Annotated in this window: 12 protein-coding genes; 6 read left to right on the top strand and 6 right to left on the bottom strand. The window is 70.4% G+C overall.

Features of this window, described 5'->3' with window-relative positions:
* The first annotated feature begins 43 nt into the window (after positions 1 to 43).
* The gene (galE, locus tag ACFYXK_RS21140) at positions 44 to 991 is read left to right on the top strand and encodes a UDP-glucose 4-epimerase GalE (RefSeq protein ID WP_266628606.1); all 948 of its coding nucleotides are present in this window, start codon (positions 44 to 46) and stop codon (positions 989 to 991) included.
* Between the two features lie 495 nt (positions 992 to 1,486).
* Positions 1,487 to 2,251, top strand: a complete 765-nt coding sequence (locus ACFYXK_RS21135) for a LuxR C-terminal-related transcriptional regulator (protein WP_389412507.1) — start codon at positions 1,487 to 1,489, stop codon at positions 2,249 to 2,251.
* Here ACFYXK_RS21135 and ACFYXK_RS21130 read toward each other — a convergent pair.
* Positions 2,210 to 2,707, bottom strand: a complete 498-nt coding sequence (locus tag ACFYXK_RS21130; RefSeq protein ID WP_030297045.1) for a MarR family winged helix-turn-helix transcriptional regulator — start codon at positions 2,705 to 2,707, stop codon at positions 2,210 to 2,212. The two genes, ACFYXK_RS21135 and ACFYXK_RS21130, sit on opposite strands and share 42 nt — an antisense overlap.
* 175 nt (positions 2,708 to 2,882) lie before the next feature.
* On the opposite strand from ACFYXK_RS21130, the gene ACFYXK_RS21125 reads away from it, so the two are divergent.
* Together ACFYXK_RS21125 and ACFYXK_RS21120 are read left to right on the top strand one after the other, a co-directional pair.
* Positions 2,883 to 3,740 carry a trans-aconitate 2-methyltransferase gene (locus ACFYXK_RS21125; protein ID WP_389412506.1) on the top strand — a complete coding sequence of 286 codons (858 nt, stop codon included), beginning with the start codon at positions 2,883 to 2,885 and terminating at the stop codon, positions 3,738 to 3,740.
* A 2-nt stretch (positions 3,741 to 3,742) separates the two neighbouring features.
* Positions 3,743 to 4,105 carry a VOC family protein gene (locus ACFYXK_RS21120; protein ID WP_389412505.1) on the top strand — a complete coding sequence of 121 codons (363 nt, stop codon included), beginning with the start codon at positions 3,743 to 3,745 and terminating at the stop codon, positions 4,103 to 4,105.
* A gap of 111 nt (positions 4,106 to 4,216) precedes the next feature.
* Here the strand turns inward: ACFYXK_RS21120 and ACFYXK_RS21115 are convergent, their stop codons facing one another.
* A complete protein-coding gene (locus tag ACFYXK_RS21115; protein WP_030297040.1) occupies positions 4,217 to 4,891 on the bottom strand; it encodes a TetR/AcrR family transcriptional regulator in 675 nt (224 codons plus the stop codon).
* Positions 4,888 to 5,880: an acyl-CoA desaturase gene (locus ACFYXK_RS21110; protein ID WP_383514792.1), complete on the bottom strand. Its 993-nt coding sequence runs from the start codon at positions 5,878 to 5,880 to the stop codon at positions 4,888 to 4,890. The genes ACFYXK_RS21115 and ACFYXK_RS21110 overlap by 4 nt, the downstream gene beginning before the upstream one ends.
* A gap of 380 nt (positions 5,881 to 6,260) precedes the next feature.
* Between ACFYXK_RS21110 and ppc the strand changes: the two genes are divergently transcribed.
* Both ppc and ACFYXK_RS21100 read left to right on the top strand, forming a co-directional pair.
* Positions 6,261 to 9,026: a phosphoenolpyruvate carboxylase gene (ppc, locus tag ACFYXK_RS21105; RefSeq protein WP_383514790.1), complete on the top strand. Its 2,766-nt coding sequence runs from the start codon at positions 6,261 to 6,263 to the stop codon at positions 9,024 to 9,026.
* A 90-nt stretch (positions 9,027 to 9,116) separates the two neighbouring features.
* Positions 9,117 to 9,707: a Uma2 family endonuclease gene (locus ACFYXK_RS21100; protein ID WP_389412504.1), complete on the top strand. Its 591-nt coding sequence runs from the start codon at positions 9,117 to 9,119 to the stop codon at positions 9,705 to 9,707.
* Between the two features lie 6 nt (positions 9,708 to 9,713).
* On the opposite strand, the gene pth is transcribed toward ACFYXK_RS21100, so the two are convergent.
* The 3 genes from pth to ACFYXK_RS21085 all read right to left on the bottom strand — a co-directional run bounded on the left by pth (position 9,714) and on the right by ACFYXK_RS21085 (position 12,126).
* Positions 9,714 to 10,304 carry an aminoacyl-tRNA hydrolase gene (gene pth / locus ACFYXK_RS21095; RefSeq protein ID WP_383514785.1) on the bottom strand — a complete coding sequence of 197 codons (591 nt, stop codon included), beginning with the start codon at positions 10,302 to 10,304 and terminating at the stop codon, positions 9,714 to 9,716.
* 90 nt (positions 10,305 to 10,394) lie between these two features.
* Positions 10,395 to 10,982 carry a 50S ribosomal protein L25/general stress protein Ctc gene (locus tag ACFYXK_RS21090; RefSeq protein ID WP_389412503.1) on the bottom strand — a complete coding sequence of 196 codons (588 nt, stop codon included), beginning with the start codon at positions 10,980 to 10,982 and terminating at the stop codon, positions 10,395 to 10,397.
* Positions 10,983 to 11,148: 166 nt separating this feature from the next.
* Entirely contained in the window at positions 11,149 to 12,126 is a 978-nt protein-coding gene (locus tag ACFYXK_RS21085; protein ID WP_030297029.1) for a ribose-phosphate diphosphokinase, read from the bottom strand.
* Positions 12,127 to 12,266: the final 140 nt, after the last annotated feature.

Below are 12,266 nucleotides of genomic sequence, written 5' to 3'. Positions count from 1 at the left end.
GAGAGGCAGTAGGCGAGTGAGCAAGACGGCGTCATCTAAGTACATGGTCACCGGCGGCGCCGGATACGTCGGCAGTGTCGTCGCGGCGCACCTTCTGGAGGCCGGGCACGAGGTCACGGTCCTCGACGACCTCTCCACCGGCTTCCGCGAGGGCGTCCCGGCGGGCGCGGCCTTCATCGAGGGCCGGATCCAGGACGCCGACCGCTACCTGGACGCCTCCTACGACGCGGTGCTGCACTTCGCGGCGTCCTCGCAGGTCGGCGAGTCCGTCGTCAATCCGGGCAAGTACTGGGAGAACAACGTCGGCGGCACGCTCGCCCTGCTCGCCGCGATGCGCGGCGCCGGGGTGCGCAAGCTGGTGTTCTCCTCCACGGCCGCCACCTACGGCGAGCCCACCGAGGGCCTGCTCACCGAGGAATCGGTCACCAAGCCCACCAATCCGTACGGCGCCTCGAAGCTGGCCGTCGACCACATGATCGCGGGGGAGTGCGCGGCGCACGGCGTCGCGGCGGTCTCGCTGCGCTACTTCAACGTGGCGGGCGCGTACGGCGAGTTCGGCGAGCGGCACGACCCCGAGACCCACCTGATCCCGCTGGTGCTCCAGGTGGCCCTGGGCGAGCGGGAGTCGATCTCGGTGTTCGGCGAGGACTACCCGACCCCGGACGGCACCTGCGTCCGCGACTACATCCACGTGGCCGACCTGGCGGAGGCCCACCTGGCCGCCCTGGAGGCCGCCACCGCGGGCGAGCACCTGATCTGCAACCTCGGCAACGGCAACGGCTTCTCGGTCCGCGAGGTCGTCGAGACGGTCCGCAAGGTCACGGGCGCGGAGATCCCCGAGGTGGTCGCCCCGCGCAGGGCCGGCGACCCGGCGGTGCTCGTCGCCTCCGCGCGCGCCGCCCACGAGAAGCTCGGCTGGACCCCGGCCCGCTCGGACCTCACCGGCATCATCACGGACGCCTGGAACTTCACGCGCAAGCACCGTTCCTGACTCCTTGCCGCACCCGCTCACCGCGCCCCCCCCGCACCCGATGGTGCGGGGGGCGCGGTGCGTGCGGCGGCGTGCGCAGGGAGCGCGTGCGGGCGGGGCAGCGCCGTGGGCGGGCGCGGTGCGCGGGCGCCCGGCGTGCACACGCCGGGTGAAATGCCCTCCGTGCAACTGCCCGTGGCACGCGCCCGCCGGAAACCGCCTTCCGGACCTTCCACACCGTCGAATTCAAGCCACCTCGCACCGCGTTCCTCACTGCCCAGCCCGAAAATCGCTCGGAAAACTTCTGCTATTCGGCCAACCGCGAGCCGTGACCCGTTCTACGCTGATGCGTGACACCGGTGGGGGCCGGTGTTGATTCAGGGGTCGAGACACGCCGGGTACGGCGTCCGGTCCGGGGTAGTGCAGAGATGTCTCGGCGGCGGCCGCGGCAGCTGCGGATCACCCGGTCCGGGCGCCGTACCCGCAGTCGTCCGTTCCCCGACCCTTGGGGGTTTTGTGGTTCGCATCCGGGTTCTCGTGGTCGACGATCACCGCATCTTCGCCGAATCGCTCGCAGCCGCGCTCGCGGCCGAGCCCGACGTGGACGTGTCCGCGGCCGGCAGCGGTCCCGCCGCGCTGCGCTGCCTCGAACGGGCGGTGGCCGAGGGCCGCCGCTTCGACGTCCTGCTGGTCGACGCCGATCTCGGCGCCGCCGCCGGGGGCGTGCCCGCCCAGCGCGAGCAGGGCTCAGGGCCACCGCCCGGCGCGGACGGGATCGCGCTGGTCGCCGGGGTACGGGTGTCCCACCCCGGGGTCCGCACCGTCGTGCTCGCCGAGCGCGACGACCCGCGCCGGGCCGCGCTCGCCCTGCAGGCAGGGGCTTCCGGCTGGGTGGCGAAGGACTGCTCGCTCTCGCGGCTGCTCGCCGTCATCCGCGGGGTCCTGCGCGAGGAGACCCACCTGCCGCCCGCGCTGCTCACCGGAGTACTCCGCGAGCTGACCGCTGCGCGCAAGCACCGTACCGACAGCGAACGGCTCGTCGAGTCCCTCACGCCGCGGGAGCACGAGGTGCTGCGCTGCATGGTGGCGGGGCTGGGCCGCAAGGACGTGGCGGCGCGGCTGTTCCTGTCCCCGCACACCGTCCGCACCCACATGCAGAACGTGCTGGGCAAGCTCGGGGTGCACTCCACGCTCGCGGCGGTGGCACTGGCCCGGCGGGCCGGGGTGCGGCCGGCGGACCTAGCCGGGGATGTTGTCGAACGGAGCGGTCAACTGGCGTAGCAGCGCCGCGAGGTCGCCGCGCTGGGCCTGGGAGAGCTGGGCGAGGATCGCCCGCTCCTGGGCCAGCAGGCCGGCCAGGGCCTGGTCGGCGCGGTCGCGGCCCTCCGGCGTGAGGCGGACCAGCACCCCCCGCCGGTCGTTGGGGTCGGGCAGCCGCTCGACGAGGCCCTTCTTGGCGAGCCGGTCGATGCGGTTGGTCATGGTGCCGGAGGTGACCAGCGTCTGGGTCAGCAGCTGGCCGGGGGAGAGCTGGTAGGGCGCGCCGGCGCGCCGCAGCGACGTCAGGACGTCGAACTCCCAAGGCTCCAGGCCGTGCTCGGAGAAGGCGAGCCTGCGGGCGCGGTCGAGGTGTCGGGCGAGCCTGCTGACGCGGCTCAGCACTTCGAGCGGTTCCACGTCGAGGTCAGGGCGTTCCCGCCGCCATGCCGCGACCAATCGGTCGACCTCGTCCTCCATGCCGATCAGTGTAAGGGGTCTGTCGACGTGAAGTCTCTTCAAATCGAGGATCTCGGGCATGGATATCTTGAGATCAGGAATCTTGACGTCAAGATATATTTTGGGCGACGATGGGCATGGAGGGGGCCGGAACAGCTTCCGCTTCCGCCCGCCCCGCCAGCAGGGAGGCTCGAACATGCATTCCGATACCGCGTCGGCAAGGATCCCCACAGCCACCACCCACGCCGCGCCCACCTGGGACCCCCAGCAGTACCTCCGGCACGCCGGACACCGAACCCGCCCCTTCCTCGACCTCCTGAACCGGATACCCGGACTCCCCACCCGCCCCGCCCGGATCGCCGACCTCGGCTGCGGCCCCGGCAACGTCACCGCGCTGCTCGCCGAACGCTGGCCCGAGGCCCGCATCACCGGCTTCGACCTCTCCCCCGAAATGCTCCGGCGCGCCACCGACGAGTACGCGGGCAAGACCATCGGCGGCGGCAGCCTCGACTTCCACCACGGCGACCTCGCGAGCTGGCTCCCCGAGGAGCCGTACGACCTGATCGTCTCCAACGCCGCCCTCCAGTGGGTCCCGAGCCACCCCGGCTCCTTCGCCGCCTGGATCAACGGACTGCGCCCCGGCGGCACCTTCGCCTTCCAGATCCCCGGCAACTTCAGCGCACCCAGCCACGCCCTGCTCGCCGAGTTGTGCGACACCCCGCGTTGGCGGGGCCGGCTCGCCGGCCACGGCGCCCGCTACGTCCACCTCCTCGAACCCGCCGAGTACCTGGCCCGGTTCACCGAGCTGGGCTGCGCCGTCGACACCTGGGAGACGACGTACCACCAGCTGCTGTCCGGCCCCGACCCGGTGCTCGACTGGGTCAAGGGAACCGCCCTGCGGCCCGTCCTGACCGCCCTCGGCGGCGACCGGGACGCCGTGGACGCCTTCCTCGCCGAGTACCGCGACCTGCTGCGCGAGGCCTACCCGCCCGGCCCGCGCGGCACGGTCTTCCCGTTCCGCCGCATCTTCACCGTCGCCCGCAAGGAGCTCTGACCGTGCTGACCGCAGTCGACCACGTCCAACTCGCCGCGCCGCCCGGCTCGGAGGACCGGCTCCGCGCGTACTACACCCACGTCCTCGGCATGACCGAGGTCCCCAAACCGCCCGTCCTCGCCGCCCGCGGCGGCTGCTGGTTCGCCGCCGGGCCGGTGCAGCTGCACCTGGGCGTCGAGGAGGACTTCCGGCCCGCCCGCAAAGCGCACCCGGGGCTGCGGGTGACCGGGATCGAGGCGTACGCGCGCAGACTGGAGGAACGGGGGGCCGAGGTCGTCTGGGACGGCAACCTGCCGGGGCACCGCCGCTTCTACTCCGAGGACCCCGTCGGCAACCGGATCGAGTTCCTGGAACCCCTCGCCTGACTGCCCGACTGCCCGACTGCCTCACTGGCAGTGCTGCGCCACGCGACGGCGCCCCGTCACCGGATCTCCGGTGACGGGGCGCCGTCGCGTCGTCGCACCGCCGCCGCGGGCTCAGCTCTTGCGGTGGCCCACCAGCCGCGGCTTCGACTCCAGCCCGTCCAGCCCGTGCCAGGCCAGGTTGACCAGGTGGGCCGCGACCTCCGCCTTCTTCGGCCGGCGCACGTCCAGCCACCACTGCCCGGTCAGCGCGACCATCCCGACCAGCGCCTGCGCGTACAGCGGGGCCAGCTTCGGGTCGAACCCGCGCGCCTTGAACTCCAGCCCCAGGATGTCCTCGACCTGCGTGGCGATATCGCTGATCAGCGAGGCGAACGTACCCGTCGACTGGGCGACCGGGGAGTCCCGGACCAGGATCCGGAAGCCGTCCGTGTACGACTCGATGTAGTCCAGCAGCGCGAACGCGGCCTGTTCCAGCAGCTCCCGCGGATGCCCGGCCGTCAGCGCGCCCGTCACCCCGTCCAGCAGCTGGCGCATCTCCCGGTCCACGACGACCGCGTACAGGCCCTCCTTGCCCCCGAAGTGCTCGTACACCACCGGCTTGGACACCCCGGCCTTCGCCGCGATCTCCTCCACCGACGTGCCCTCGAAGCCCTTCTCGGCGAACAAGGCGCGGCCGATGTCCAGCAGTTGCTGACGCCGTTCGGCGCCCGTCATCCGGACCCGGCGGCCGCGCCGGGGCTTGTCGCTGCTGGAACTGCTGCCGTCGATCGCCACGTCCCCCATCATGCCGCGTTCGACGCGTTTTCCCTGCGCCGGGCGTCGATGCGGTCCCGGGACGGCCAGCGCACGTCCGTCGCCCAGCCCGCCAGCTCGAACCAGCGGATCAGCCGGGCACTGGAGTCGACCTGGCCGCGCAGCACGCCGTGCCGGGCCGAGGTCGGGTCCGCGTGGTGCAGGTTGTGCCAGGACTCCCCGCACGAGAGCACCGCCAGCCACCACACGTTGCCGGAGCGGTCCCGCGACTTGAACGGGCGCTTGCCCACCGCGTGGCAGATCGAATTGATCGACCACGTCACGTGGTGCAGCAGCGCCACGCGCACGAGGGAGCCCCAGAAGAACGCCGTGAACGCACCCCACCACGACATCGTCACCAGACCGCCGACCAGCGGCGGGATCGCCAGCGAGACGACCGTCCACAGGACGAAGTCACGCGAGATCCGCCGGATCGCCGGGTCCTTGACCAGGTCGGGCGCGTACTTCTGCTGGTTGGTCTGCTCCTCGTCGAAGAGCCACCCGATGTGCGCCCACCACAGCCCCTTCATCAGCGCCGGGACGGTCTCCCCGAACCGCCACGGCGAATGCGGGTCGCCCTCGTGGTCGGAGAACTTGTGGTGCTTGCGGTGGTCGGCCACCCAGCGCACCAGCGGCCCCTCCACCGCCATCGAACCCATCACCGCCAGCACGATCCGCAGCGGCCGCTTCGCCTTGAAGGAACCGTGCGTGAAATACCGGTGGAAGCCGATGGTGATCCCATGGCAGGCCAGGAAGTACATGAACACCATCAGGCCCAGGTCCAGCCAGCTCACCCCCCAGCCCCAGACCAGCGGAATCGCCGCCAGCAGCGCCAGGAAGGGAACGACGATGAACAGCAGGAGGGCGATCTGCTCGACGGACCGCTTGCTCTCGCCTCCGAGGGTCGCAGAGGGCGCTGGGGAAGGGGAATCGGAATCGGAGGCCGCCGAGGCGTCCTCGATCAGCTCGGGACTGGTGGTCATGAAGGTCCCCTGGGGGTGAGGAATCGGCAGGCGCCTGGCGCCCGCCCAGGCTACGGACGCGTAACCTACGGCATCGTAAGTATGGCAAAGCCACAGCCGGGGGCAAGGGGAGCACGGCCCGGCCCGCGGCGCTCGAAACGGCGCCCGCCACGGCCCGCGCGCCGCCTGATGAGACGTTTAGCGGGGCGCGAGCCGATGACACCTATCCTGGTGTCGTCGGACAGCGCGGTCCGCACGGGCAGCCGAGCTGCGCATCAGGTGGGGGACACCCCCGGGGCCCCTCCCAGCCGTGGCTGGGGGAGGAAATCCGGGACGCACGCCCCCGCGCACCCCGGAGCCCACCTCCCAGTAGCGCTCGAACACTGCAAGGAGCCGCACCTGTGAGCAGTGCTGACCAGGCCTCCTCCACCCCGGCCAAGGCCCAGGCCACCGCCGTCGCCGCCAACGCAGAGCTGCGGGCGGACATCCGCCGCCTCGGCGACCTCCTCGGCGAGACCCTCGTCCGCCAGGAAGGCCAAGACCTCCTCGACCTCGTCGAACGAGTGCGCGCCCTGACGCGCACCGACGGCGAAGCCGCCGCCGCACTGCTCGGCGACACCGACCTGGAGACCGCCGCCAAGCTCGTACGGGCCTTCTCCACCTACTTCCACCTGGCCAACGTCACCGAACAGGTACACCGCGGCAAGGAACTGCGCGCCCACCGAGCCGCCGAAGGCGGGCTGCTCGCCCGCACCGCCGACATGCTCAAGGACGCCGACCCCGAACACCTGCGCGAGACGGTCCGGAACCTCAACGTCCGACCCGTCTTCACCGCACACCCCACCGAAGCGGCCCGCCGCAGCGTCCTCAACAAGCTGCGCCGCATCGCCGCCCTCCTCGAAGAGCCCGTCTCCGGCACCGGCGACCGCCGCCGCCACGACCTGCGCCTCGCCGAGTTCATCGACCTCGTCTGGCAGACCGACGAGCTCCGCGTCGTGCGCCCCGAACCCGCCGACGAGGCCCGCAACGCCATCTACTACCTCGACGAGCTGCACGCCGGCGCCGTCGGGGACGTGCTCGAGGACCTCGCCGCAGAGCTCCAGCGCGTCGGCGTCGAGCTGCCCGCAGGCACCCGCCCGCTCACCTTCGGCACCTGGATCGGCGGCGACCGCGACGGCAACCCCAACGTCACCCCCGACGTCACCCGCGACGTACTGATCCTCCAGCACGAGCACGGCATCACCGACGCCCTCGAACTCGTCGACTTCCTGCGCGGACTGCTGTCGAACTCCATCCGCTACACCGGCGCCACCGAGGAGCTCCTCTCCTCCCTCCAGGCCGACCTCGAACGCCTCCCCGAGATCAGCCCGCGCTACAAGCGGCTGAACGCCGAGGAGCCGTACCGCCTCAAGGCCACCTGCATCCGCCAGAAGCTCGTCAACACCCGCGAGCGCCTCGCCAAGGGCACCCCCCACGAGGAAGGCCGCGACTACCTCGGCACCGCCGAGCTCCTCACCGACCTCACCCTCATCCAGACCTCCCTGCGCGAACACCGCGGCGCCCTCTTCGCCGACGGCCGCATGGACCGCACCATCCGCACACTGGCCGCCTTCGGCCTCCAGCTCGCCACCATGGACGTCCGCGAACACGCCGACGCCCACCACCACGCGCTCGGCCAGCTCTTCGACCGCCTCGGCGAGGAATCGTGGCGCTACGCCGACATGCCCCGCGACTACCGGGGCAAGCTCCTCGCCAAGGAGCTGCGCTCCCGCCGGCCGCTCGCACCCACCCCGGCACCGCTCGACGCCGCCGGCCAGAAGACCCTCGGCGTCTTCTCCGCCATCAAGGACGCCTTCGAGAAGTTCGGCCCCGAGGTCATCGAGTCCTACATCATCTCGATGTGCCAGGGCGCCGACGACGTCTTCGCCGCCGCGGTCCTCGCCCGCGAAGCCGGACTCATCGACCTCCACGCCGGCTGGGCCAAGATCGGCATCGTCCCGCTCCTGGAGACCACCGACGAGCTCAAGGCCGCCGACGTCATCCTCGACGCCATGCTCGCCGACCCCTCCTACCGGCGCCTCGTCTCCCTGCGCGGCGACGTCCAGGAGGTCATGCTCGGCTACTCCGACTCCAGCAAGTTCGGCGGCATCACCACCAGCCAGTGGGAGATCCACCGCGCCCAGCGCCGCCTGCGCGACGTCGCCCACCGCTACGGAGTGCGCCTGCGCCTCTTCCACGGCCGCGGCGGCACCGTCGGCCGCGGCGGCGGCCCCTCCCACGACGCGATCCTCGCGCAGCCCTGGGGCACCCTCGAAGGCGAGATCAAGGTCACCGAGCAGGGCGAGGTCATCTCCGACAAGTACCTCGTACCGTCCCTCGCCCGCGAGAACCTCGAACTGACCGTCGCGGCGACCCTGCAGGCCTCCGCCCTGCACACCGCCCCCCGCCAGTCCGAGGACGACCTCGCCCGCTGGGACGCGGCCATGGACACCGTCTCCGACGCCGCACACACCGCGTACCGCGAGCTCGTCGAGGACCCGGACCTGCCGTCGTACTTCTTCGCCGCCACCCCCGTCGACCAGCTCGCCGACCTCCACCTCGGCTCCCGGCCCTCACGCCGCCCCGACTCCGGCGCCGGCCTCGACGGCCTGCGCGCCATCCCCTGGGTCTTCGGCTGGACCCAGTCCCGCCAGATCGTCCCCGGCTGGTACGGCGTCGGCTCCGGCCTCAAGGCCCTGCGCGAAGCGGGCGGCGAAGCCGCCCTCGCCGAGATGGGCGAGCGCTGGCACTTCTTCCGCAACTTCCTCTCCAACGTCGAGATGACGCTGGCCAAGACGGACCTGCGGATCGCCCGCCACTACGTCGACACCCTCGTCCCCGACGACCTCAAGCACGTCTTCGCCCGCATCGAAGCCGAACACGAGCTCACCGTCCGCGAGGTCCTGCGCATCACCGGCGGCCAGAAGCTCCTCGACTCCAACCCGGTCCTCCAGCAGACCTTCGCCGTCCGCGACGCCTACCTGGACCCGATCTCCTACCTCCAGGTCTCCCTGCTGGCCCGCCAGCGCGCGGCCGCCGCCCGCGGCGAAGACCCCGACCCGCTGCTCGCCCGAGCCCTGCTCCTCACGGTCAACGGCGTGGCGGCAGGCCTGCGCAACACCGGCTGACGCCGCCGGGTATCCGTGTCCGTCACCCTTTGTGATGACGGACACGGATACCGGGCGCTACGGTTGGTTCCCCGGATCAGAATGCCGTCCATGGGAGCAGCCATGACCGCCGAGCACACCTGGCCCCGCCCACCGGCGGACGGATACACCGTGGACGACCTCTTCACGCTGCCGGACCTCCCGCCACACACGGAGCTGATCGACGGGAGCCTGGTCTTCGTGAGCCCGCAGCGCAATTTCCACACGGACGTACTTCATCTGCTGACGAACGGTCTGAGGGACACGGCGCCCAAGACGCTCCGGGTCAAGCGGGAAATGACCGTGGTGATCGACAAGCGCAACGCTCCCGAGCCGGACGTTCTTGTCGTGCACGCCGAAGCCGTGACCGGGCGCAGGCAGACCCGCTACCAGGTGGCTGATGTCCTGCTGGCCGTCGAAGTCGTGTCCCCCGACTCCGAAGCGCGGGACACCGAGAGCAAGCCGCAGAAGTATGCCGCAGCCGGTATCCCGCACTTCTGGCTGGTGAAGATGGAGGGCGAGGACGACCACCCGGTCGTCTATGTCTACGACCTCGACCCGCACACCAGGGCGTACGTGTGTCAGGGCATTTACCACCGGGAGCTCAAGGTCTCGCAGCCGTACGACATCGCAATCGACCTGACGCAGATCGACGAGATGTAGCAGCCGTCAGGAGTTGTACGCGGACTGGGCCCGCTCCAGGCCCTCCGCGATCAGGCACTCCACGGAGTCCGCGGCCCGGTCCACGAACCAGTCCAGCTCCTTGCGCTCCGTCGACGAGAAGTCCTTCAGCACGAAGTCCGCCACCTGCATACGGCCCGGCGGACGGCCGATACCGCACCGCACCCGGTGGTAGTCCGCCCCCATCGACTTCGTCATCGACTTCAGACCGTTGTGCCCGTTGTCCCCGCCGCCCAGCTTCAGCCGCAGCGTCGGGTAATCGATGTCGAGCTCGTCATGGACCGCCACGATCCGGTCCAGCGGCACCTTGTAGAAATCGCGCAGCGCCGTCACCGGCCCGCCCGACAGGTTCATGAACGACATGGGCTTGGCCAGCACCACCCGCCGGTTCGCCGGCCCCGGCGGACCCATCCGGCCCTCCACCACCTGCGCCCGCGCCTTGTGCGCCTTGAACTTCCCGCGCATCCGCTCCGCCAGCAGATCCACCACCATGAACCCGATGTTGTGGCGGTTGCCCGCGTACTCCGCCCCGGGATTACCGAGGCCGACGATCAGCCACGGCGCCGCGTCGTCCGACATCCATGCTCCTTAACGAGGACGACCGCCGTCCCGCTCCCAGTGGAGCCGGACGGCGGTCGTTCAGCAAGTGCTGAGGTGGGAAAGCGAGGCTCAGGCCTCTGCGCCCTCGGTGGCGGCCTCGGCGGCCGGCTCCTCGGCCTGCGGGGCCACGACCTGCAGAACGGCGGTCTCGCCGTCGACGGCCAGCGTGGTGCCGGCCGGCAGGACCAGGTCGGACGCGTGAATGGTGGCGCCGGCCTCGAGGCCCTCGATCGAGACGGTGACCTCGGTCGGGATGTGGGTGGCCTCGGCCTCGACCGAAATGGTGGTCAGGAGGGTCTCCAGCATGTTGTTGCCGGCGGCCAGGTCGCCCTCGGTGACGACGGCGACCTCGACGGTGACCTTCTCGCCCTTCTTGACGATCAGGAAGTCGACGTGGGTCAGCGTGCGCTTGACCGGGTGACGCTGAACGGCCTTCGGGATGACCAGCTCGGTGCCGTCGCCCTTGATGTCCAGGGAGAGCAGGACGTTCGGGGTCTTCAGCGCCATCATCAGGCCGTGGCCCTCGACGTCAACGTGCTTCGGGTCGGTGCCGTGACCGTAGATGACACCGGGAACCAGACCGTCGCGACGGGCCTGACGGGCAGCGCCCTTGCCGAAGTTGGTGCGGGTGGCAGCGGAAAGCTTGACCTCGGACATGCTCACTCCTCGTGGGGTGATGGAAATGGACACAGTCACCCGGCCTGAACGGCCTGCTACGAAGAGCGCGTCGATAACGGAGCGCCGACACCCAAAAAGGTGCGGCCTCCCTCGCCGAGCAACTCGTAGAGTCTACCCGGCGCGGAGGCCGCACCCAAAAGGATCTTTACTGCTGCTCTTCGAACAGGCTCGTGACCGAACCGTCCTCGAAGACCTCGCGCACCGCACGCGCGACCATCGGCGCGATCGACAGCACCGTGATCTTGTCGAGCTCCAGGTCGGACGGGTCCGGCAGGGTGTTCGTGAAGATGAACTCGCTGACCTTCGAGTTCTTCAGACGGTCCGCGGCCGGCCCCGACAGGATGCCGTGCGTGGCCGTCACGATCACGTCCTCCGCACCGTGCGCGAACAGCGCATCGGCAGCGGCGCAGATCGTGCCACCCGTGTCGATCATGTCGTCGACCAGGACGCAGACACGGCCCCGGACCTCACCGACGACCTCGTGGACCGTCACCTGGTTCGCGACGTCCTTGTCACGGCGCTTGTGCACGATCGCCAGCGGCGCGTCCAGACGGTCGCACCAGCGGTCGGCGACGCGCACGCGGCCGGCGTCCGGGGACACGATCGTCAGCTTGGTGCGGTCCACCTTCGCGCCCACGTAGTCCGCCAGGACCGGCAGCGCCGAAAGGTGGTCCACCGGGCCGTCGAAGAAGCCCTGGATCTGGTCCGTGTGCAGGTCGACCGTCAGGATGCGGTCCGCACCCGCCGTCTTCAGCAGATCGGCGACCAGGCGGGCCGAGATCGGCTCGCGGCCCTTGTGCTTCTTGTCCTGGCGGGCGTACCCGTAGGACGGGATGATCACGGTGATGGAGCGAGCCGACGCGCGCTTCAGCGCATCGATCATGATCAGCTGTTCCATGATCCACTTGTTGATCGGAGCCGTGTGGCTCTGGATCAGGAAGCAGTCCGCGCCACGAGCCGACTCCTGGAAACGAACGTAGATCTCACCGTTCGCGAAGTCGAAAGCCTTGGTCGGCACGAGGGCAACGCCCAGCTGATGCGCAACCTCCTCGGCCAGCTCGGGGTGGGCGCGGCCGGAGAAGAGCATCAGCTTCTTCTCGCCGGTCGTCTTGATCCCGGTCACAGCACAGTCTCCTCAGACGTGTTGAAAGCTGCTCGCCCCCGTGTGCGTCCGTCCCGCACACGGTGAGCCAGCCGAATTGCGTGCACCTATCACGGTACGCCGTCCCGGGCGTACCTGTTTCCGGTCAGTTCACCTCAACG

The sequence above is a fragment of the Streptomyces sp. NPDC002209 genome, assembly GCF_042890265.1.
Classification (GTDB): domain Bacteria; phylum Actinomycetota; class Actinomycetes; order Streptomycetales; family Streptomycetaceae; genus Streptomyces.
This window is presented reverse-complemented; position numbering and strand designations above follow the sequence as displayed.